The 20496-nt window shown below is 59.8% G+C and carries 18 protein-coding genes; 9 read left to right on the top strand and 9 right to left on the bottom strand.

Annotated elements, in window-relative coordinates; all coding sequences use genetic code 11:
- Nucleotides 1–122 precede the first annotated feature (122 nt).
- A complete protein-coding gene (gene pncB / locus DW58_RS06960) occupies nucleotides 123–1325 on the bottom strand; it encodes a nicotinate phosphoribosyltransferase (protein WP_035885537.1) in 1203 nt (400 codons plus the stop codon).
- Between the two features lie 322 nt (nucleotides 1326–1647).
- On the opposite strand from pncB, the gene pepN reads away from it, so the two are divergent.
- Nucleotides 1648–4260: an aminopeptidase N gene (pepN, locus tag DW58_RS06955; protein WP_024548710.1), complete on the top strand. Its 2613-nt coding sequence runs from the start codon at nucleotides 1648–1650 to the stop codon at nucleotides 4258–4260.
- 52 nt (nucleotides 4261–4312) lie between these two features.
- Here the strand turns inward: pepN and ssuB are convergent, their stop codons facing one another.
- From ssuB to DW58_RS21120, 6 genes are read right to left on the bottom strand one after another with little or no spacing between them, the layout of a single operon-like run.
- Nucleotides 4313–5080: an aliphatic sulfonates ABC transporter ATP-binding protein gene (ssuB, locus tag DW58_RS06950; RefSeq protein WP_024548711.1), complete on the bottom strand. Its 768-nt coding sequence runs from the start codon at nucleotides 5078–5080 to the stop codon at nucleotides 4313–4315.
- On the bottom strand, nucleotides 5077–5868 hold the full coding sequence (gene ssuC, locus DW58_RS06945) for an aliphatic sulfonate ABC transporter permease SsuC (protein WP_024548712.1): 792 nt from the start codon (nucleotides 5866–5868) through the stop codon (nucleotides 5077–5079). The genes ssuB and ssuC overlap by 4 nt, the downstream gene beginning before the upstream one ends.
- Nucleotides 5869–5877: 9 nt before the next feature.
- The gene (ssuD, locus tag DW58_RS06940; RefSeq protein WP_024548713.1) at nucleotides 5878–7023 is read right to left on the bottom strand and encodes an FMNH2-dependent alkanesulfonate monooxygenase; all 1146 of its coding nucleotides are present in this window, start codon (nucleotides 7021–7023) and stop codon (nucleotides 5878–5880) included.
- The gene (locus DW58_RS06935; RefSeq protein ID WP_024548714.1) at nucleotides 7020–7997 is read right to left on the bottom strand and encodes a sulfonate ABC transporter substrate-binding protein; all 978 of its coding nucleotides are present in this window, start codon (nucleotides 7995–7997) and stop codon (nucleotides 7020–7022) included. The genes ssuD and DW58_RS06935 overlap by 4 nt, the downstream gene beginning before the upstream one ends.
- Nucleotides 7990–8562, bottom strand: a complete 573-nt coding sequence (gene ssuE / locus DW58_RS06930) for an NADPH-dependent FMN reductase (RefSeq protein ID WP_024548715.1) — start codon at nucleotides 8560–8562, stop codon at nucleotides 7990–7992. The genes DW58_RS06935 and ssuE overlap by 8 nt, the downstream gene beginning before the upstream one ends.
- Nucleotides 8563–8571: 9 nt before the next feature.
- Entirely contained in the window at nucleotides 8572–8745 is a 174-nt protein-coding gene (locus DW58_RS21120) for a hypothetical protein (RefSeq protein WP_155889600.1), read from the bottom strand.
- 66 nt (nucleotides 8746–8811) lie between these two features.
- On the opposite strand from DW58_RS21120, the gene pyrD reads away from it, so the two are divergent.
- Both pyrD and DW58_RS06920 read left to right on the top strand, forming a co-directional pair.
- Nucleotides 8812–9822: a quinone-dependent dihydroorotate dehydrogenase gene (gene pyrD / locus DW58_RS06925; protein WP_024548716.1), complete on the top strand. Its 1011-nt coding sequence runs from the start codon at nucleotides 8812–8814 to the stop codon at nucleotides 9820–9822.
- Between the two features lie 325 nt (nucleotides 9823–10147).
- On the top strand, nucleotides 10148–10687 hold the full coding sequence (locus tag DW58_RS06920) for a cell division protein ZapC (protein ID WP_024548717.1): 540 nt from the start codon (nucleotides 10148–10150) through the stop codon (nucleotides 10685–10687).
- A 16-nt stretch (nucleotides 10688–10703) separates the two neighbouring features.
- On the opposite strand, the gene DW58_RS06915 is transcribed toward DW58_RS06920, so the two are convergent.
- Nucleotides 10704–11816: a YcbX family protein gene (locus DW58_RS06915; RefSeq protein ID WP_024548718.1), complete on the bottom strand. Its 1113-nt coding sequence runs from the start codon at nucleotides 11814–11816 to the stop codon at nucleotides 10704–10706.
- A gap of 102 nt (nucleotides 11817–11918) precedes the next feature.
- On the opposite strand from DW58_RS06915, the gene rlmKL reads away from it, so the two are divergent.
- The 6 genes from rlmKL to rmf all read left to right on the top strand — a co-directional run bounded on the left by rlmKL (nucleotide 11919) and on the right by rmf (nucleotide 19853).
- Nucleotides 11919–14036 (top strand): bifunctional 23S rRNA (guanine(2069)-N(7))-methyltransferase RlmK/23S rRNA (guanine(2445)-N(2))-methyltransferase RlmL, encoded by a 2118-nt coding sequence (gene rlmKL, locus DW58_RS06910; protein ID WP_024548719.1) that lies wholly within the window; start codon nucleotides 11919–11921, stop codon nucleotides 14034–14036.
- Between the two features lie 2 nt (nucleotides 14037–14038).
- On the top strand, nucleotides 14039–15958 hold the full coding sequence (locus DW58_RS06905) for an ABC transporter ATP-binding protein (protein WP_024548720.1): 1920 nt from the start codon (nucleotides 14039–14041) through the stop codon (nucleotides 15956–15958).
- 14 nt (nucleotides 15959–15972) lie between these two features.
- The gene (pqiA, locus tag DW58_RS06900) at nucleotides 15973–17241 is read left to right on the top strand and encodes a membrane integrity-associated transporter subunit PqiA (protein WP_024562524.1); all 1269 of its coding nucleotides are present in this window, start codon (nucleotides 15973–15975) and stop codon (nucleotides 17239–17241) included.
- Nucleotides 17231–18877, top strand: coding sequence for an intermembrane transport protein PqiB (gene pqiB, locus DW58_RS06895; protein WP_024550538.1), 1647 nt, complete (start codon nucleotides 17231–17233; stop codon nucleotides 18875–18877). The genes pqiA and pqiB overlap by 11 nt, the downstream gene beginning before the upstream one ends.
- The gene (pqiC, locus tag DW58_RS06890) at nucleotides 18874–19440 is read left to right on the top strand and encodes a membrane integrity-associated transporter subunit PqiC (RefSeq protein ID WP_024550537.1); all 567 of its coding nucleotides are present in this window, start codon (nucleotides 18874–18876) and stop codon (nucleotides 19438–19440) included. Before pqiB ends, pqiC begins: the two co-directional genes overlap by 4 nt.
- Nucleotides 19441–19685: 245 nt before the next feature.
- Nucleotides 19686–19853 carry a ribosome modulation factor gene (gene rmf / locus DW58_RS20005; RefSeq protein WP_071789303.1) on the top strand — a complete coding sequence of 56 codons (168 nt, stop codon included), beginning with the start codon at nucleotides 19686–19688 and terminating at the stop codon, nucleotides 19851–19853.
- Nucleotides 19854–19926: 73 nt separating this feature from the next.
- On the opposite strand, the gene fabA is transcribed toward rmf, so the two are convergent.
- Complete coding sequence (gene fabA, locus DW58_RS06880) at nucleotides 19927–20445, bottom strand: bifunctional 3-hydroxydecanoyl-ACP dehydratase/trans-2-decenoyl-ACP isomerase (protein WP_024550535.1); 519 nt, start codon at nucleotides 20443–20445, stop codon at nucleotides 19927–19929.
- Nucleotides 20446–20496: the final 51 nt, after the last annotated feature.

Genomic DNA, 20496 nt, shown 5'->3' with positions numbered 1-20496 from the left:
CACCGGGTAAGGGGGGTTATCTATGTTACCTGGCATGCGCCATCAGACAAGCAGAATTCGTTATCTGGCGGGAAGAAAATTTTTACCGGAAAGGAGGCGGGAGCGCAGGGCTCCCACCGGGGTCAGCTGGCTTTTTTTACCTGGGGGAGATCGAAGGCTTCGCGCAGCGCGCGCACGAAGGCTTTATCGTGGCAGATGGTTTTACCGGGGCTGTCGGAAAGCTTCGCCACCGGCCTGCCGTTGCACTCCACCAGTTTGATAACGATATTGAGCGGCTTCACGCCAGGAATATCGCAGGTCAGGCGCGTACCAATGCCAAAGCCGAGATTTACGCGCTCGGCAAAGTGGCGATAGAGATCGATGGCTTTGGTGAGATCGAGGTTATCCGAGAACACGAGAGTTTTGCTCATCGGATCGATACCAAGCGACTCGTAGTGGGCGATCGCTTTCTCGCCCCACTGCACCGGATCCCCGGAGTCGTGACGCAGCCCCTGATAACGGGAGGCAAATTCCGGGCCGAAATCGCGCAGGAAGGCATCCATCGTGATGCAGTCGGTGAGCGCAATCCCCAGCATGGCCGGATACTCATCCAGCCAGGCCTGGAGCGCGGCGCGCTGGCTGGAGGCAAGGCTCGGGCTAATCTGCTGATGCGCCTGGAACCACTCATGCGCCTGGGTGCCCATGGGGGTCAGGTTGAGGCGGCGGGCGAGATCGTAATTGCTGGTGCCCACGAACCAGGGCTCCTGCTGCAGTCGTTCGACAATCGCCTGCTGGACGTCGCGCGAGAAGCGGCGGCGCGTGCCGAAATCCATCAGGCGAAACGCGCTGAGATCGACATCCGCCGTGTAGTGGGCCAGTTGCTCAAGCTTCACATCCAGATGGCTCAGCGCGCGCTCCACCGTGGCTTCCGGCGAACGGTAGTGGTGTACCAGCTCGCTTATCACCGCCAGCAGCGGCACTTCCCACATAATCACCTCCCGCCACGGGCCGGAAAGCCGGATATCCAGCTTGCCGTTCACGTTGCGCACGGTGACCTGCGAGGCGTCGTAGCGGAAGTCGCGCAGCCAGTCGAGATAGTCCTGGCGGAAGAAGGGCAGGGAGGCGAGCCACTGGTATTCGCTTTCGCTCAGGGCGAGCTGCTGCATCGCCTCGAGCTGTTCGCGGATCGCGTCAGCATAAATACCCAGCAGATCGTCACCGCGGCAGCGGAACTCGGCCGCAACATGCACATCCGCGTAGCGATGAAAAACCGCCTGCTGCATATGCAGTTTATAGGCGTCGGTATCCAGCATCGAATGTAAAACAGGGGAAGCGTATGGTGTCATGGTGCGTACTGGCATCCTCTAACAGGAGCGTTTCCATCGGTTGCGAAAGCAGATAAAGACGCAGGAGTATACCCTGATTATCGGTTTATTGAAGCAGGATCACAACATAACCCTGCCGAGGGGTCGAGGGCAATTTGTGCCGCATTGAGGCGCAATGCAGGCCAGCCGCGCCGCCGGGCCTAAAAGTTAATTATTCTGCATGGCAACATTGTTGCAACAGGAATAGACTGGAGTGCTAAGCCCTTCATCTTCCGGCGTAACGCTCAGGGCGCGCCGTGAGAACAATCGGGTTCACTCTTACGGATGATGTAAAAGGTTTTCTATGACTCAACAGCCACAAGCCAAATACCGCCACGACTATCGTGCGCCGGATTACCAGATCAGCGATATTGACTTGACCTTTGAACTCGATGCCGCTGCGACCCGTGTGACCGCAGTAAGCCAGGTGACGCGTCAGGGCGCTGCCGATGCCCCGTTACGCCTTGACGGCGAAGACCTTACCCTGGTCTCTTTAGCAGTGAACGATGCGCCCTGGCAGGCCTACCGCCTGGAAGAGGGCGCTCTGGTACTGGAGAACCTGCCGGAGCGTTTCACGCTGCGCATTGTCACCGACATCAGCCCGGCTACCAACACCGCCCTGGAAGGGCTGTACCAGTCCGGCGACGCGCTGTGCACCCAGTGTGAGGCTGAAGGTTTCCGCCATATCACCTGGTATCTGGACCGCCCGGACGTGCTGGCCCGCTTCACCACGAAACTGATTGCCGATAAGACTAAGTATCCTTACCTGCTGGCTAACGGCAACCGCATCGCCCAGGGTGAGCTGGATAACGGCCGCCACTGGGTGCAGTGGGAAGATCCGTTCCCGAAACCCTGCTACCTGTTTGCGCTGGTGGCCGGTGACTTCGACGTGCTGCGCGACAGCTTCGTGACCCGCTCCGGGCGCGAGGTGGCGCTGGAGCTCTACGTTGACCGCGGCAACCTCGATCGCGCCTCCTGGGCGATGACCTCCCTGAAGAACTCCATGAAGTGGGATGAAGACCGCTTCGGCCTCGAGTACGATCTCGACATCTATATGATCGTCGCCGTCGACTTCTTTAATATGGGTGCCATGGAGAACAAAGGTCTCAACATCTTTAACTCCAAATTCGTACTGGCCCGCGCCCAGACCGCTACCGATAAAGACTATCTCGATATCGAACGCGTCATCGGGCACGAGTATTTCCATAACTGGACCGGCAACCGCGTCACCTGCCGCGACTGGTTCCAGCTCAGCCTGAAAGAGGGCTTAACGGTGTTCCGCGATCAAGAGTTCAGCTCAGACCTCGGCTCGCGGGCGGTCAATCGCATCAATAACGTGCGCATCATGCGCGGGATGCAGTTCGCCGAAGACGCCAGCCCGATGGCGCACCCGATCCGCCCGGATATGGTCATCGAGATGAACAACTTCTATACCCTGACGGTATACGAAAAGGGTTCCGAAGTGATTCGTATGCTGCACACCCTGCTCGGCGAAGAGAATTTCCAGAAAGGGATGCAGCTCTATTTCGAACGCCACGACGGCAGCGCGGCCACCTGTGACGACTTCGTCCAGGCGATGGAAGACGCCTCCAACGTCGATCTCTCCCATTTCCGTCGCTGGTACAGCCAGTCCGGCACCCCGGTTGTCAGCGTGCGCGACGACTACAATCCGGAAACCGAGCAGTACACCTTAACCCTCAGCCAGCATACGCCGCCGACGGCCGACCAGACCGAGAAGCTGCCGCTGCACATTCCGTTTGATATCGAACTGTATGACAACGAAGGCAAGGTGATCCCGCTGCAGAAAGGGGGCCATCCGGTGCACCACGTGCTGAACCTGACCCAGGCGGAGCAGACCTTTGTCTTTGACAACGTCTACTTCCAGCCGGTGCCGTCCCTGCTGCGTAACTTCTCCGCGCCGGTGAAGCTCGAATACAAATGGAGCGATCAGCAGCTGACGTTCCTGATGCGTCACGCGCGCAACGAGTTCTCCCGCTGGGACGCCGCCCAGAGCCTGCTCAACACCTACATCCGTCTGAACGTTGCCCGCCACCAGCAGGGGCTGCCGCTGTCGCTGCCGCTGCACGTGGCGGATGCGTTCCGCGCTATCCTGCTTGATGAGACGGTGAGCCCGGCGCTGGCGGCGGAGATCCTCACGCTGCCATCGGCAAACGAAATGGCGGAGCTGTTCCAGATTATCGATCCGGTGGCGATTGCCGCAGTACGTGAAGCGCTGACCCGCACCCTGGCTAACGAGCTGGCGGATGAGTGTCTGGCGGTTTACAACGCCAATAAGCTTGACGAGTACCGCGTCGATCACGCCGACATCGGCAAGCGCGCCCTGCGCAACACCTGCCTGCGTTATCTGGCCTTCGGCGATGCGCAGCTGGCCGACAAGCTGGTGAGCGCGCAGTATCACGACGCGGATAACATGACCGATGCGATGGCCGCGCTCTCCGCCGCGGTCGCCGCGCAGCTGCCGTGCCGCGAAGCGCTGCTCGCCGCCTACGACGAGCAGTGGCATCAGGATGGTCTGGTAATGGATAAATGGTTCATGCTGCAGGCCACCAGCCCGGCTCAGGACGTGCTGACCACTGTCCGTGCGCTGCTCAACCACCGCTCGTTCACCTTCGGCAACCCGAACCGCGTGCGTGCGCTGATTGGCGCCTTCGCCAGCAGCAACCCGGCGGCGTTCCACGCCGCAGACGGCAGCGGCTATCAGTTTATGGTGGAGATGCTCAGCGAGCTGAACAGCCGTAACCCGCAGGTGGCGTCGCGTCTGATTGAGCCGCTGATCCGCCTGAAACGCTACGACGAAAAACGTCAGGCGCTGATGCGTGCTGCGCTGGAACAGCTCAAAGCGCTGCCGAACCTCTCCGGGGATCTGTACGAGAAAATCAGCAAAGCGCTGGCGTAATCGGTCACATAGTCAGCCTGAAGGCGGGTGCAGTGCGCACCCGCCTTTTTTATTATCCCGCTTTCACTGCCCGGGTCACCGCCTGAGGCGTGCGCATCACCCGATCCAGCACGTCGGCCTCCAGCTCGGCCAGCCGCGGCGAACCGTGGCGACGCGGACGGGGGATATCCACCGACAGATCCAGACCGATCTTCCCCTCTTCAATCAGCAGCACCCGATCCGCCAGCGCCACCGCCTCGCTCACGTCGTGGGTGACCAGCACAACCGTAAAGCCGTGTTCCTGCCACAGGGAAGCAATCAGCGACTGCATCTCCAGACGGGTGAGCGCATCCAGGGCGCCAAGCGGCTCGTCGAGCAGCAGCAGGCGCGGACGGTGGATCAGCGCCCTGGCCAGCGCCACGCGCTGCTTCTGACCGCCGGACAGCGCCGCGGGCCACTCGCTGGCGCGATGCTCCAGCCCCACGGCCGCCAGCGCCGCATGGGCATCCTGACGCCAGTTCCCCCTGAGTCCCAGCCCGACGTTATCGATCACCTTTTTCCACGGCAGCAGCCGCGCATCCTGAAACATCAGCCGCGTGTCATCCTGACTGCGGGCCAGCGGCGTCGTGCCTGCCAGCAGTTCGCCGTCGTTCGGTTTTTCCAGCCCTGCCAGCAGGCGCAGCAGGGTACTTTTCCCGCAGCCGCTGCGGCCGACCACCGCCACAAACTGGCCGGCGGGAATGTGCAGATCGAGGCGATCCAGAATGGTTTTCGATCCGTAGCGGCGTGAGACGCCGCTGACCAGCACCGGCGTGCCGGGGGTAAGACGTGCGGTATTCATACGCTTTCCTCTTTCTTCTGCCATGCCGGATGCCAGCGCAGCCAGACACGCTCCAGCAGCTGCGCGCTGACGTCAGCCACCTTGCCCAGCAGGGCGTAAAGTATGATGGCGACCACCACCACATCGGTCTGCAAAAATTCCCGGGCGTTCATCGCCAGATAGCCAATCCCGGCGTTAGCCGAGATGGTTTCGGCGACGATCAGCGTCAGCCACATCAGCCCCAGCGCGAAGCGCACCCCAACCATGATCGACGGCAGCGCGCCGGGAAGAATGACGTGAATAAACAGGCTGACGCCCGACAGCCCGTAGCTGCGGGCCATCTCCAGCAGCCCCTGGTCGATGTTGCGGATGCCGTGCCAGGTATTGATGTACACCGGGAACAGCGTGCCGAGCGCCACCAGAAAAATCTTCGCGCTCTCGTCGATACCAAACCAGAGAATCACCAGCGGAATCAGCGCCAGATGCGGCACGTTGCGCAGCATCTGAATCGAGGTATCCAGTAGCCGCTCGCCCCAGCGGGAGAGGCCGCTTATCAGCCCGAGCAGCAGCCCGAGCGAACCGCCGATGGAAAAGCCGATCAGCGCCCGCCACGAGCTGATGGTCAGGTGCTGCCACAGCTCGCCGCTGGCCGACAGGCTCCAGAATGCTTTTACCACGCCCTCGGGGGAGGGCAGGATACGCGTGGAGAGCCAGCCGGTCTGGGAGGCCACCTGCCAGACGACGATAATCGTCAGCGGCAGCAGCCACGGGGTAAGGCGCAGCAGAACAGCGCGCGAGGTGTGTGCCATAGCGCCTCCTTAACTCTGCGCGACGTTGCGCGGGATAAACTCATTGGCGATCGCCTCGCCCTGCTGCTGCAACGGTCGCGGCTGCGGCACCTCGGGAATAGCGACATCCAGATGCGGGAACAGCAGCTCGCCGACCCGCCAGGCCTCTTCGAGATGCGGGTAGCCGGAGAGAATAAAGCTGTCGATACCCAGATCCGCATACTCATTGATGCGCGCCGCAACGGTGGGCCCGTCGCCGACCAGCGCCGTGCCTGCACCGCCGCGCACCAGCCCGACGCCCGCCCACAGGTTAGGACTGATCTCCAGCCCTTCGCGGCTGCCGTTGTGCAGCGCGGCCATACGCTGCTGACCAACGGAGTCCTGGCGGGCAAACGCCGCCTGCGCTTTGGCGATGGTGTCATCATCAAGATGCGCAATCAGCCGGTCGGCGGCCTGCCAGGCCTCCTCGGTGGTTTCGCGCACAATGACGTGCAGACGAATGCCGAAGCGCACCGTGCGTCCCAGCGCCGCCGCCTTCGCCCGCACGTGGTCAATTTTTTCCTTAACGCGCTCCGGCGGCTCGCCCCAGGTGAGGTAGAGATCGACCTGCTCGGCGGCCAGATCCTGCGCTACGTCTGACGATCCGCCAAAGTAGAGCGGCGGGCGCGGCTGCTGCACCGGCGGGAACAGCAGCTTTGCCCCGCGCACCTGAATATGCTTGCCGTGGAAATCCACGGTTTCCCCTTCCAGCAGGCGGCGCCACACCCGGGTAAACTCTGCCGACACCTCGTAGCGCTCGGTGTGATCGAGGAACACGCCGTCGGCGGCCAATTCCTGCGGATCGCTGCCGGTCACCAGGTTGAACAGCGCGCGTCCATTGGAGAGGCGATCGAGGGTGGCGGCCTGGCGCGCGGCCACGGTGGGAGAGATGACGCTCGGACGCAGGGCCACCAGGAATTTCAGCCGCTGGGTCACTGGGATCAGCGACGCCGCCACCAGCCAGGCATCTTCGCAGGAGCGCCCCGTCGGGATCAGCACGCCGGTAAAGCCAAAGCGGTCGGCGGTCTGGGCGATCTGCTGCAAATAGCCGTGATCGACGGCGCGTGCGCCCTCGTCGCTGCCAAGATAGTGCCCGTCGCCGTGGGTGGGTAAGAACCAGAACAGATTCAGACTCATGATTTCGCTCCTGTGGTGAGGGTGGGGTGCCAGATGCGGTCGCGGATATCGAGCTGCTTCGGCACCAGACGGTTTTCATAGAACAGATCGGCGGTCTGCTGCTGGCGCACGGCGGTCTCTTCATTTACCGGGGTAATCGAGGTGGGGGGACGATGATCGAGATAGGTGGCGATCACCTTTTCCGGCAGCCCCATGCTGGTGGCCAGCAGGGTGATGCTCTGCTGACGCTGGGACAGGGTCAGGGCATCGGCATCACTGAAGGTTTGTAACACCCCAAGCAGGAACGGGCCGTTTGCTTCCGCATAGGGGCGGGCGGCCAGATAGAAGGAGCCGGTTTGCTTGAGGCCTTCGCCGTCTTTCAGCACCCGCACGCCGCCGTGCAGCAGCGCCGCGGAGTAGTAGGGGTCCCAGATGGCCCAGGCATCGACATTGCCCTGCTGGAACGCGGCGCGCGCGTCGGCCGGGGTGAGGTAGATCGGCTGGATATCCTTAAACGTCAGCCCGGCCTGCTGCAGGGCGCGCAGCACCAGGTTGTGCGAGCTGGAGCCTTTCTGGAATGCCACTTTGCGTCCTTTCAGGTCCGCCACGCTTTTCAGAGGGCTGTTTTCAGGTACCAGAATCACTTCCGCTTTCGGCTTGGCCGGTTCGGCACCGATATAGACCAGGTCCGCGCCCGCCGCCTGGGCAAAGATCGGCGGGATATCCCCGGTGCTGCCGAGATCGATGCTGCCGACGTTCAGCGCCTCCAGCATCTGCGGCCCGGCCGGGAACTCAACCCAGGAGATGCGGGTGTGCGGATAGCGCTGCTCAAGGAACCGGTGGCTTTTCGCCAGCACCATGCTGACGCTTCCTTTCTGATAACCAATGCGCAGCGCCTCGGGGGCGGCGGGCTCTGCCGCGTGCGCGGTGGCGCTGAGGCTCAGCAGCCCGCTAAGCGCGATCCCGGCGAGGCGGGCGGAAAAGGCATTAAACATGAACGGCTCCTTGCAGTGTCAGGGGAGGGATAGCGGGCTGCGGGCGGTGCAGCGCCTGCCAGAAGGTTTCCAGCGCGTGGTCAAGGCGGTGCTGCAATACAGGGGTGAACGCCGGTCGGTGGTGATAGTCGGCGATCTGACTGTCGTCGGCGTACACGCCGTGCAGGATCTCCTGAGCCTTGAGCGCGTTGAGCACCGGTTTCAGGGCATAGTCCACCGCCAGCAGATGGGCGATGGTGCCGCCGGTCGCCAGGGGAAGCACCACTTTGTGCTCCAGCGCGCGCTCCGGCAGCAGATCGAGCAGGGTTTTCAGCGCCCCGGAAAAGGAGGCTTTATAGACGGGCGTGGCAACGATCAGACCATCGGCCTCGCTCAGCTGGTCGATAAGCGTCAACAGCGCCGGACTGTCGAACCGGGCATAGAGCAGATCCTCTGGGGCAAAGTTTTGCAGGTGCCAGTGGCACACTTCCACATCGCGGGCGCTGAGCTTGTCTCGGGCATACTCCAGAAGGGCGCTGGAGCGGGAGGGGAAGCGGGGACTACCCGCCAGGGTAACGATGCGCATAGCGGCTCCTTATAACCAAAAGTTTGCTTCTGATACATATTGATAACAATTGATATTATCCTGGCAGAGGGCGTGGCTGACGCTAAATGATTTATACGGCGCATTAATGCCGGATTTTGGATAAGGAAGCCGCGGACGAGGTAAACGATTGCGCTGCGAGGGCGTTTTTTGCCGATCGGCCATTCCCTTCGCTCCCGCGATAGCCGATAATACCGCCCCGGTTTGCACACCGGGAATCCAGGAGAGTTCATGTACTATCCCTTCGTTCGTAAAGCCCTGTTCCAGCTCGACCCCGAGCGCGCACATGAAATGACGTTTTCTCAGCTTCGTCGCATCAGCGGCACCCCGTTAGCGCGTCTGATTCGTCAGACGGTGCCCGCGAAGCCCGTGACCTGCATGGGGCTGAATTTTAAAAATCCGCTTGGTCTGGCCGCGGGGCTGGATAAGAACGGCGAGTGTATTGACGCCTTTGGTGCTATGGGCTTCGGTTCGATTGAGATCGGCACCGTGACGCCGCGCCCTCAGCCGGGGAACGACAAGCCGCGGATCTTCCGTCTGGTGGATGCCGAGGGGCTGATCAACCGCATGGGATTCAACAATCTCGGGGTGGACAACCTGGTTGAGAACGTCAAAAAGGCGCATTTCGACGGCGTGCTGGGGATTAATATCGGCAAGAATAAGGACACCCCGGTAGAGCAGGGCAAAGAGGATTATCTGATCTGTATGGAAAAGATCTATGCCTACGCTGGTTATATTGCCATCAATATCTCCTCACCCAACACGCCGGGATTACGTACGCTGCAATATGGCGAGGCGCTGGACGATCTGCTGATCGCGATTAAAAATAAGCAGCAGGCGCTGCGCGAAAAGCACCATAAATATGTCCCGGTGGCGGTTAAGATCGCACCGGATCTGAGCGAAGAGGAATTGATCCAGGTAGCCGATAGCCTGGTTCGCCATAATATTGATGGCGTTATCGCCACCAATACCACCCTCGATCGTTCCCTGGTTCAGGGAATGGCATACAGTAACGAAGCCGGTGGATTAAGCGGTCGACCGCTGCAATTAAAAAGCACCGAGATAATACGTCGTCTCTCTACGGAGCTGGCAGGGCGCCTGCCGATTATCGGCGTCGGCGGAATTGACTCAGCGATCGCGGCACGCGAGAAAATGGCCGCGGGAGCAAGCCTGGTACAAATTTATTCCGGGTTTATATTTAAAGGTCCGCCGCTGGTAAAAGAGATCGTCACCCACCTCTGATATATCACACGTCTGCAGTCACTATTATACGGCCCGTCCGGGCCGTAATATCCCCAAAGTAAATCGGACAATACCGGCTTTTTGCCGTTCGGCTGTTACATTTGTTTACCGGTTTGTCAATTTACCGCTACGTTACCCCGATATGCTTTCTATTTAGCGCCTGAATTATCACTCAGGCTATTGAGTCCTTTATTTTTATATCTGGTTGTTTTATATTCCGTCGATGTTGCTAATTTGAGCACAGTAAGCTTTATTTATTTACGCAGTAAACGAAGCGGCAGCAGGGACGATAATTAGCTGACGATGTGGCGGTGGAGAGAACGTAATGCGAATTAAACCGGACGATAACTGGCGCTGGTATTTTGATGAAGAGCACCAGCGAATGATGCTTGATCTTGCCAATGGCATGGTCTTCCGTTCCCGTTTTGCTCGCAAAATGTTGACCCCGGACGCCTTCAGTCCGACAGGGTTTTGCGTCGATGATGCGGCGCTCTACTACGCCTTTGACGAGCGCTGCCGTGAAATGCCGTTAAGCAACGAGCAGCGTGCCGAACTGGTGCTTAACGCGCTGGTGGCTATCCGCTTCCTCAAGCCGCAGATGCCGAAAAGCTGGCACTTTACCTCCCACGACGATCGCTGGCAGCCGGCGTGCGCCGATGCGGCCGCGGTATGGCTGAGCGACAGCCTGGAGCAGGTCAACCTGCTGGTGGTGGAAGCGGGGGATAACGCCACGCTCTGCCTGGTGGCACAGCCCACGCTGGTGCTGGCCGGCCGCGCGATGCAGCTTGGCGACGCCATTAAAATCATGAACGATCGTCTGCGCCCGTTGCGCCTGCAAAGCGTGGCGCTCGACCAGGCGGTATAACCGCCCGGTTTGCCTCTCAGACCACGTCTACCCGAATTTTCCCCGTTGGCACACAGCTGCAGCTCAGTACGGTGCCGTCCTTGCCGATGGCGCTTTGCTTAAGCGGCGTGACCTCTCCCTCAACCAGGCGCACCCGGCAGCTGCCGCAGATCCCCGCCCGGCACGAGTAGGGAATACGAATCCCCTGTTGCTCAAGCTGTTCGAGCAGGATTTGCTGATTGTTGCCGCGGAACGTCTGCGACTGCCAGGTAATCTCCACCGCGCTTTCCGGCTGCTGCTCGACGGCGAGGGTGTCGCTCTCCGGCCCGGCACCGTAGACCCGCGCCGGTTTACGCGCCAGCACTTCGACGCTGTCGCCGGTGCGGATAACGCCGCTGGTGCGGGCAATCAGGTTCTGGCCGAAATCCACGTCGCCGTTATCCTGGGCGGTACGAAAACGTTGCAGCGTCGCCAGCGGTTCGCCGGAGGGGTGTTTACGCCCTTTTTCCGGGCTGACGGTGGTGAAGATGCAGCGGCTACACGGCTTAGCGACGTCAAAAATCACCTCACCGATGCGAATCACCTGCCAGGTATCCTCATCCCAGGCGCTGGCACCAGATACCACCAGGTTGGGGCGGAACTGGTCCATGCGCACGCTGGCCGGGCAGCGCTGCTGCAGATCGCGCAGCGAGGCCTCGTTGGTCAGCAGATAGGGATAGCCATCAGCGAACGACAGCGGCACCGCCTCATGATTTTTTACCCGGCGGGTCAGCTCCGGGCCGACCCAGCGCAGCTGCACGTCACGCCCGAAGAAACCGCTCAGCCAGCGGTTAATCGCCTCTGGCGCAATCAGGGCGGTAAAGTGGTTGCCCCAGACTTCGGTTGCAGCGGCGGCGGGATTGAAATCGGCGAAGCGCACCACGGCGCTGCTGCCGTCCGGCGCGGTGAGATGCAGTCCGTCATGGAGCGGCGCGGGTGTGAACAGCACCATCTGCGGATACTGGCGCGCAGTAATAAAGGTGCCATCCGTTTCGGTCACCATAAAAATGCGATCGAAGGCGAAACCGCTGTGGGTTGCCAGCGCGTGCGACTGCTGAATACCGCGCATGGATTTAACCGGATGGACGTAAAGACGGGTCAGGGTGAGCACAGCGGCCTCCGTGCGATAAGAAATAAGCAGGGCAACTTTATGACATGCGTTGCGGATTAGCTATAATGCGCAAAAATTTTCTTTCCCTAAGTAAGTGACGATATGAATTCTCTGTTTGCCAGTACAGCGCGTGGCCTGGAAGAGCTGTTAAAAACTGAACTTGAAAACCTGGGGGCAACGCAGTGCCAGGTGGTTCAGGGTGGTGTGCATTTTGAAGGTGATGCGCATCTGCTCTACCAGAGCCTGATGTGGAGCCGGCTCGCGTCACGAATCTTACTCCCGCTCAGCGAGTGCAACGTCTATAGCGATCTCGATCTCTATCTCGGCGTGCAGGCGATCAACTGGCCGGAGATCTTCGGCCCGGACGCCACCTTTGCGGTGCACTTCAGCGGCCTGAACGACACCATCCGCAACAGCCAGTACGGGGCGATGAAGGTCAAAGACGCCATCGTTGATGCCTTTACCCGTAAAAACCTGCCGCGGCCCAACGTCGATCGCGAACTGCCGGATCTGCGCATTAACGTCTGGCTGAATAAAGACGTTGCCAGCATCGCCATTGATCTGAGCGGCGAGGGGCTGCATCAGCGCGGCTACCGCGATCGCACCGGTCAGGCACCGATTAAAGAAAACCTCGCCGCCGCCATTGTGATGCGCTCCGGCTGGCAGCCGGGCACACCGCTGCTCGATCCGATGTGCGGCTCCGGTACGCTGCTGATTGAGGCGGCGATGATCGCCACCGATCGTGCGCCGGGCCTGCACCGCACCCGTTGGGGATTCAACGGCTGGGCGCAGCACGACGAGAGCGTGTGGAAAAGCGTCAAAACCGAAGCCCAGCTGCGCGCCCGTCGCGGCCTGAGCGAGTACCCGTCCCGCTTCTACGGGTCGGATAACGATGCGCGCGTGATTGAACGCGCCCGCACCAACGCCCGTCGCGCCGGTCTTGACGAGCTCATCACCTTCGCCACCAGCGATGTCGCCAGCCTGCGCAACCCGCTGCCGGAAGGGCCGCACGGTACCGTTATCAGCAACCCGCCTTACGGTGAGCGACTGGAGAGCGAGCCGGCGCTGATTGCGTTGCACAGCATTCTCGGACGCATCATGAAAAGCCAGTTCGGCGGCTGGAACCTGTCGCTGTTTAGCGCCTCGCCGGAGCTGCTGAGCTGCCTGCAGCTGCGCGCCGACCGCCAGTTCAAAGCGAAGAACGGCCCGCTCGACTGCGTGCAGAAGAACTATCAGCTGGCGGAGAACACCAGCGGTGCGCAACCCGCCCAGCTGGCCGAAGACTACGCCAACCGTCTACGTAAAAACATCAAGAAGCTCGACAAGTGGGCGCGTCAGGAGGGGATCGAGTGCTATCGCCTCTATGATGCCGACCTGCCGGAGTACAACGTGGCGGTTGACCGCTACGCCGACTGGGTGGTGATTCAGGAGTACGCCCCGCCGAAAACCGTCGATCCGGCGAAAGCACGCCAGCGCCTGTTTGATATCATCGCCGCAACCCTGTCCGTGCTGAACCTGCCGACCAACAAGCTGGTGCTGAAGACCCGCGAGCGCCAGAAGGGCAGCAGCCAGTATCAGAAGATGGGCGAGAAGGGAGAATTCATGGAAGTGCGTGAGTACAACGCGCGTCTGTGGGTGAACCTGACCGACTATCTCGACACCGGCTTGTTCCTCGATCACCGTATCGCACGCCGTATGCTGGGCCAGATGAGCAAAGGGAAGGACTTCCTGAATCTGTTCTCCTACACCGGCAGCGCCAGCGTTCACGCCGGGCTCGGCGGCGCTATCAGCACCACCACCGTGGATATGTCACGCACCTATCTGGAGTGGGCAGAGCGCAACCTGCGTCTCAACGGCCTGAGCGGACGGGCGCACCGTCTGATCCACGCCGACTGCCTGACCTGGCTGCGTGAATCCACCGAACAGTTCGATCTCATTTTTATCGATCCGCCGACCTTCTCTAACTCCAAGCGGATGGAAGAGTCGTTCGACGTGCAGCGCGATCACCTGGCGCTGATGACCGATCTGAAACGCCTGCTGAAACGCGGCGGCACCATTATGTTCTCCAACAATAAGCGCGGCTTCAAGCTGGATCATGACGGCATGGCGGCGCTTGGGCTACAGGCCCAGGAGATCACCCAGAAAACTCTGTCACCGGATTTTGCCCGCAACCGCCAGATCCATAACTGCTGGCTCGTTACCCATGCCGGGAAGGAATAAGAATGTCTTTAATTAGTATGCACGGCGCCTGGCTCTCATTCAGCGATTCGCCGCTTCTGGATAACACCGAACTCCACATCGAAAACAACGAGCGTGTGTGTCTGGTTGGGCGCAACGGCGCCGGTAAATCGACGCTGATGAAAATCCTCAACCGCGAACTGGGGCTGGACGACGGGCGTATCGTCTACGAGCAGGATCTGGTTGTGGCACGACTGCAGCAGGACCCGCCGCGCAACGTCGCCGGCAGCGTGTACGATTTTGTCGCCGAAGGCATTGAAGAGCAGGCGGTCTATCTCAAGCGTTACCACGAGGTATCGCACATCGTGATGAGCGATCCGAGCGAGCGTAACCTCAACGAACTGGCGAAGATTCAGGAACAGCTCGACCACCACAATCTGTGGCAGCTTGAGAGCCGCATTAATGAAGTGCTGCTCCAGCTTGGGCTGGAAGCGGACACCGCGCTGGCGTCGCTCTCCGGCGGCTGGCTGCGTAAAGCGGCGCTGGGCCGTGCGCTGGTGAGCAATCCGAAGGTGCTGCTGCTCGACGAGCCGACTAACCACCTGGATATTGAAACCATCGACTGGCTGGAAGGCTTCCTGAAAACCTTCCAGGGAACGATCATTTTTATCTCCCATGACCGTTCCTTTATCCGCAACATGGCGACCCGCATCGTCGATCTCGACCGCGGTAAGCTGGTCTCCTATCCGGGAGATTACGATCAGTATCTGCTGGCAAAAGAGGAGGCGCTGCGCGTTGAAGAGCTGCAAAACGCCGAATTTGACCGCAAGCTGGCCCAGGAAGAGGTGTGGATCCGCCAGGGCATCAAAGCGCGTCGTACCCGTAACGAAGGGCGCGTGCGTGCGCTGAAAGCGATGCGTCGCGAGCGCGGCGAGCGCCGTGAGGTAATGGGCAGCGCGAAGATGCAGGTCGAGGAAGCCACCCGCTCAGGCAAAATCGTCTTCGAGATGGAGCACGTCGACTATGCGATGGCCGGCAAGCAGCTGATTAAAGATCTGTCTGCCCAGGTGCAGCGCAGCGACAAGATTGCGCTGGTGGGGCCGAACGGCTGCGGTAAAACCACGCTGCTGAAGCTGATGCTCGGTCAACTGAAAGCCGACCACGGTCGCGTTCACGTGGGCACCAAGCTGGAAGTGGCCTACTTCGATCAGCACCGTGCCGAGCTGGACCCGGACCGCACCGTGATGGACAACCTGGCAGAAGGCAAGCAGGAGGTGATGGTCAACGGTAAACCGCGCCACGTGCTGGGCTACCTGCAGGACTTCCTGTTCCACCCGAAACGGGCGATGACGCCGGTGCGGGCGCTGTCGGGCGGGGAGCGTAACCGTCTGCTGCTGGCGCGTCTGTTCCTCAAGCCCAGCAACCTGCTGATTCTCGATGAACCGACCAACGACCTGGATGTAGAAACCCTCGAACTGCTGGAAGAGCTGATCGACGGCTATCAGGGCACCGTGCTGCTGGTAAGCCACGACCGTGAATTCGTCGATAACACCGTTACCGAATGCTGGATCTTTGAAGGCGAAGGGCACATCGGTCAGTACGTCGGCGGCTATCACGATGCGCGCGGACAGCAGGCGGCATCCCGCTCGGTTCGTCAGAGCCAGCCCGCGGGCACAGCGAAAAATCCAGATAATGACGCAGCGAGTAAACCACAAATTGTAAAACGCGCTGGCAACAAACTAAGCTATAACATGCAGCGCGAATTAGACCAGCTGCCGAAACGGCTGGAGACGCTGGAGGCCGAGCTTGAGGCGCTGCAGTCGCAGGTCAGCGATCCGGCGTTTTTCAGTCAGCCACACGACGTCACGCAAGCCATGCTGGATAAACTCGCAGCCACCGAAGCGGAACTGGAAGCCGCATTTGAGCGCTGGGAGGAACTTGAGTCCCTCAAAAACGGTAGCTAATAACGGAGACGGGCATGTGTGAACACCACCACGCCGCACAGCATATTTTGTGCCCACAATGCGACATGATGGTGGCCCTGCCGTCGCTGCCGCAGGGACATAAAGCGAATTGCCCGCGCTGCGGCACCACGCTCACGACCAATTGGGAGGCGCCGCGACAGCGCCCCACCGCCTGGGCGCTGGCGGCGTTGTTCATGCTGCTGCTGGCCAACCTGTTTCCCTTCGTCAATATGAAGGTAGGCGGGATGGTCAGCGAAGTCACGCTGCTGGAGATTCCCGGCGTGATGTTCTCCGAGGATTACGCCAGTCTCGGCACGTTCTTTATTCTGTTCGTTCAGTGCGTGCCGGTGTTCTGTCTTATCACCATCCTGCTGCTGGTTAATCGCGTTGCGCTCCCGCACGGCGTGAAGATGTTTCTTGCTCGCTCACTGTTCGCCCTGAAAAGCTGGGGCATGGCGGAGATTTTCCTCGCCGGGGTACTGGTGAGCTTCGTCAAGCTGATGGCCTATGGCGATATCGGCGTTGGCAGCAGCTTTGTGCCCTGGTGTCTGTTCTGCTTTGCCCAACTCCGGGCGATGCAGTGCGTGGATCGCCGCTGGCTGTGGGACGATCTCGAACCGATGACGGCGCTGACGCAGCCGTTTCGTGTGGGCGTGCCGGGTATCCAGCAAGGGCTACGCTCATGCCGCTGCTGCACGGCTATTCTTCCCGCCGAACAGCAGCGCTGCCCGCGTTGCGGTGTGAAAGGTGAAGCGCGGCGCAAGAACAGCCTGCAGTGGACCATGGCGCTGCTGGTGACCTCGATCATGCTCTACTTCCCCGCCAATATTCTCCCCATCATGATTACCAGCCTGCTGGGGGACGACATGCCGTCAACCATCATCGCCGGGGTAGTGCTGCTGTGGAGTGATGGCTCGTACCCCGTCGCACTGGTGATCTTCATCGCCAGCATTATGGTTCCGACGCTGAAGATGATCGCCATTGCCTGGCTGTGCTGGGATGCAAAAGGGCACGGCAAACGCGACAGTGAAAGGATGCACCTGATATATGAAGTGGTGGAGTTTGTTGGCCGCTGGTCAATGATTGACGTTTTTGTAATCGCCGTGCTGTCTGCCCTGGTTCGTATGGGCGGGCTGATGAACATCTACCCGGCCATCGGCGCGGTGATGTTTGCACTGGTGGTAATTTTGACAATGTTTGCAGCGATGACGTTTGATCCGCGCCTGTCATGGGACCGTGCGACAGACTCAAGCCATGAGGAACCTTATCAACATGGAAAATAACCGCGGGGAAGCCAACGTCCAGAAGGTGCGCAACTGGTCGCCGGTCTGGATTTTCCCCATCGTAACGGCGCTCATCGGTGCCTGGATCCTGTTTTATCACTACAGCAATCAGGGCCCGGAAGTGACCCTGATTACCACCAACGCGGAAGGCATTGAGGGGGGGAAAACCACCATCAAAAGCCGCAGCGTGGACGTGGGCGTGGTAGAGAGCGCGGTGCTGACCGACGATCTGCTGCACGTAGAGATTAAAGCGCGCCTCAATTCCGGTATGGAAAAGCTGCTGCACGGCGATTCGGTGTTCTGGGTGGTGAAGCCGCAGATTGGCCGCGAAGGGGTCTCGGGCCTCAATACGCTGCTTTCCGGGGCCTACATTGAACTGCAACCGGGCAAGAAAGGCTCGCCGCCGGAGCAGTACAAGCTGCTGGATTCCCCGCCGCTGGCGCCGCCGGATGCCAAGGGCATTCGCGTGGTGCTCGACAGCGCCAAGGCCGGGCAGCTTACCCCGGGGGACCCGGTGCTGTTCCGCGGCTACCGCGTCGGTTCGGTTGAAACCAGTACCTTCGATACGCAAAAGCGTGCCATGAGCTATCAGCTGTTTATCAATGCGCCTAACGATCGTCTGGTCACCAGCAACGTGCGCTTCTGGAAGGACAGCGGCATCGCCGTCGATCTCTCCTCGGCGGGTATGCGCGTCGAAATGGGATCGTTAACAACGCTCTTCTCGGGCGGCGTGACCTTCGACGTGCCGGAAGGCATGGATCTCGGCCAGCCGGTGGCGGAAAAAACCGCCTTTACGCTCTATGACGATCAGAAAAGCATTCAGGACTCGCTCTATACCGACCACGTCGACTACCTGCTGTTCTTCAAGGATTCGATTCGCGGGCTCCAGCCTGGCGCACCGGTTGAGTTCCGTGGCATACGGCTGGGTACCGTAGGTAAAGTGCCGTTCTTCGTGCCGGGCCTGCGTCAGGCGCTGCACGGCGACTACCGTATTCCGGTGCAGATCCGCATCGAGCCGGGCCGGCTTAAGCAGGAACTGGGTGAAAATCCGGAAGTGAATAAACACATTCAGCAGCTGCTTAAACAGGGCCTGCGCGCCTCGCTGAAAACCGGTAACCTGGTCACCGGCGCGCTGTATGTGGATCTGGACTTCTATCCAAATGACAAAGTGAAGCTGAAAGACGAGCTCACCAGCTTTGATGGCTATACCGTGATCCCAACGGTCAGCAGCGGGCTGGCGCAGATCCAGCAGCGTCTGATGGATACGCTCGACAAGATTAATAATCTGCCGCTCAATCCGATGATCGAGCAGGCGACCAGTTCACTGTCGGAGACCCAGCGCACCATGCAGCGTCTGCAGCAGACGCTCGATAACCTCAATAAGATCACCGCCAGTCAGTCGGCGCAGCAGCTGCCGCAGGATATGCAGTCTACGCTGCGCGAGTTGAACCGCAGCATGCAGGGCTTCCAGCCAGGCTCAGCGGCGTACAACAAGATGGTGGGCGATATGCAGCGGCTGGATCAGGTGTTGCGCGAGCTGCAACCGGTGCTGCGTACGCTGAATGAGAAGAGTAACGCGCTGGTGTTTGAAGCGAAGGATAAAAAAGATCCGCAGCCGAAGAGGGCGAAAGAATGAAAAAGTGGTTACCCGTAATCGTTGCCGCCCTGCTGAGCGCCTGTAGCAGCAGCGAACAGGATACAACCTGGTATCAGCTACCTTCGGCTCCCCAGAGCTATGCTGCTAATCAGACTGCGCAAAACAGCCGCCTGCTGTGGGTGGAGCAGGTCACGGTCCCGGACTACCTCGCCGGGAGTGGCGTGGTCTATCAGACCACCGACGTGCAGTACGTCATTGCCAACAGCAATCTGTGGGCCAGCCCGCTGGACCAGCAGCTGCGCAATACGCTGGTGGCGAACCTGAGCAGCGCGCTGCCGGGCTGGGTGGTGTCGTCTCAGCCGCTCGGCGCGACCCAGGATACGCTTAACGTCAACGTGACCGGTTTTCATGGTCGCTATGACGGGCGCGTGATTGTCAGCGGCGAATGGCTGCTGCGTCATCAGGGCGATCTGATCAAACGTCCGTTTCACGTGGAGCTGACGCAGCGGGAAGATGGCTATGATGCCATGGTAAAACAGCTTGCCGCGGCCTGGCAGCAGGAAGCGCAGGCGATAGCCGGGGAGTTAACCCGGCTGCCATAAGCAAAGGGTATCGTCAAAAAAGCCGCGGCCTTCAGGTCGCGGCTTTTCTTTTATGGGCAGAGAGTTAGCCAAAACTAAGGCACGTTTCCGGTTACGCCGTCCTGGACATACTTCACATTTATGACATTGGCGTGAATTTTGCGCATTGACGATCCGGTTCTTTGAGCGTAATCCTTAACGGTGATTGCATACTTTGTAATCACTGTTTTCATTTCCACCAGATCAAAGAATGAGGGAAACGAGGCATGAAGAGACAAAAACGAGATCGCCTGGAACGGGCTCATCACCGTGGTTACCAGGCCGGGATAACCGGTCGCTCGAAAGAGATGTGTCCGTACCAGACTCTGAATCAAAGATCTTACTGGATGGGAGGCTGGCGAGAAGCCATGGAGGACAGGGCTCAAATCGCCTGACTCAGTCTCTTTAAAAAAGAAACCTCCGCACTGCGGAGGTTTCGCCTTTCTGGAGCCTGAAACGTTCGACGAATCAGAACGCGGAGGTATCTTTAAACAGACCCACTTTCAAATCGTTGGCGGTATAGATGAGGTTGCCATCTACCAGCACTTCGCCATCGGCTACGCCCATGATCAGGCGGCGGTTTACCACACGCTTGAAGTGAATACGGTAGGTGACTTTTTTCGCGGTCGGCAGAACCTGACCGGTGAATTTCACTTCGCCCACGCCCAGCGCGCGGCCTTTGCCTTCGCCGCCGAGCCAGCCCAGGTAAAAGCCAACCAGCTGCCACATGGCATCAAGGCCGAGGCAGCCAGGCATAACCGGGTCGCCAATGAAGTGGCAGCCAAAGAACCACAAATCCGGATTGATATCCAGCTCGGCTTCCACATAGCCCTTATCGAAGTTACCGCCGGTTTCGGTCATTTTGACCACGCGGTCCATCATCAGCATGTTTGGAGCGGGCAGCTGCGGGCCTTCAGCACCGAACAGTTCGCCACGAGCAGAAGCCAGAAGATCTTCTTTTGTATAGGATTCGCGTTTATCTACCATGTTTAAAGTATGCCTTATTTTAGTGAAGGACGCAGGTTAGCTAACACGTGT

It is taken from the genome of Siccibacter turicensis LMG 23730 (genome assembly GCF_000463155.2).
Classification (GTDB): domain Bacteria; phylum Pseudomonadota; class Gammaproteobacteria; order Enterobacterales; family Enterobacteriaceae; genus Siccibacter; species Siccibacter turicensis.
Note: the sequence above shows the minus strand (reverse complement) of the source record. Positions and strands in the feature narration are given on the sequence as shown.

Excerpts from the sequence above, each read along its gene's own strand:
- ssuC (WP_024548712.1), bottom strand. The coding sequence starts at position 5,868 with ATGGCACACACCTCGCGCGCTGTTCTGCTGCGCCTTACCCCGTGGCTG.
- pyrD (WP_024548716.1), top strand. The coding sequence starts at position 8,812 with ATGTACTATCCCTTCGTTCGTAAAGCCCTGTTCCAGCTCGACCCCGAG.
- pepN (WP_024548710.1), top strand. The coding sequence starts at position 1,648 with ATGACTCAACAGCCACAAGCCAAATACCGCCACGACTATCGTGCGCCG.
- DW58_RS06905 (WP_024548720.1), top strand. The coding sequence starts at position 14,039 with ATGTCTTTAATTAGTATGCACGGCGCCTGGCTCTCATTCAGCGATTCG.
- rmf (WP_071789303.1), top strand. The coding sequence starts at position 19,686 with ATGAAGAGACAAAAACGAGATCGCCTGGAACGGGCTCATCACCGTGGT.
- rlmKL (WP_024548719.1), top strand. The coding sequence starts at position 11,919 with ATGAATTCTCTGTTTGCCAGTACAGCGCGTGGCCTGGAAGAGCTGTTA.
- pncB (WP_035885537.1), bottom strand. The coding sequence starts at position 1,325 with ATGACACCATACGCTTCCCCTGTTTTACATTCGATGCTGGATACCGAC.
- DW58_RS06935 (WP_024548714.1), bottom strand. The coding sequence starts at position 7,997 with ATGTTTAATGCCTTTTCCGCCCGCCTCGCCGGGATCGCGCTTAGCGGG.
- ssuE (WP_024548715.1), bottom strand. The coding sequence starts at position 8,562 with ATGCGCATCGTTACCCTGGCGGGTAGTCCCCGCTTCCCCTCCCGCTCC.
- ssuB (WP_024548711.1), bottom strand. The coding sequence starts at position 5,080 with ATGAATACCGCACGTCTTACCCCCGGCACGCCGGTGCTGGTCAGCGGC.
- pqiC (WP_024550537.1), top strand. The coding sequence starts at position 18,874 with ATGAAAAAGTGGTTACCCGTAATCGTTGCCGCCCTGCTGAGCGCCTGT.
- DW58_RS21120 (WP_155889600.1), bottom strand. The coding sequence starts at position 8,745 with ATGGCCGATCGGCAAAAAACGCCCTCGCAGCGCAATCGTTTACCTCGT.
- fabA (WP_024550535.1), bottom strand. The coding sequence starts at position 20,445 with ATGGTAGATAAACGCGAATCCTATACAAAAGAAGATCTTCTGGCTTCT.
- pqiA (WP_024562524.1), top strand. The coding sequence starts at position 15,973 with ATGTGTGAACACCACCACGCCGCACAGCATATTTTGTGCCCACAATGC.
- pqiB (WP_024550538.1), top strand. The coding sequence starts at position 17,231 with ATGGAAAATAACCGCGGGGAAGCCAACGTCCAGAAGGTGCGCAACTGG.
- DW58_RS06920 (WP_024548717.1), top strand. The coding sequence starts at position 10,148 with ATGCGAATTAAACCGGACGATAACTGGCGCTGGTATTTTGATGAAGAG.
- ssuD (WP_024548713.1), bottom strand. The coding sequence starts at position 7,023 with ATGAGTCTGAATCTGTTCTGGTTCTTACCCACCCACGGCGACGGGCAC.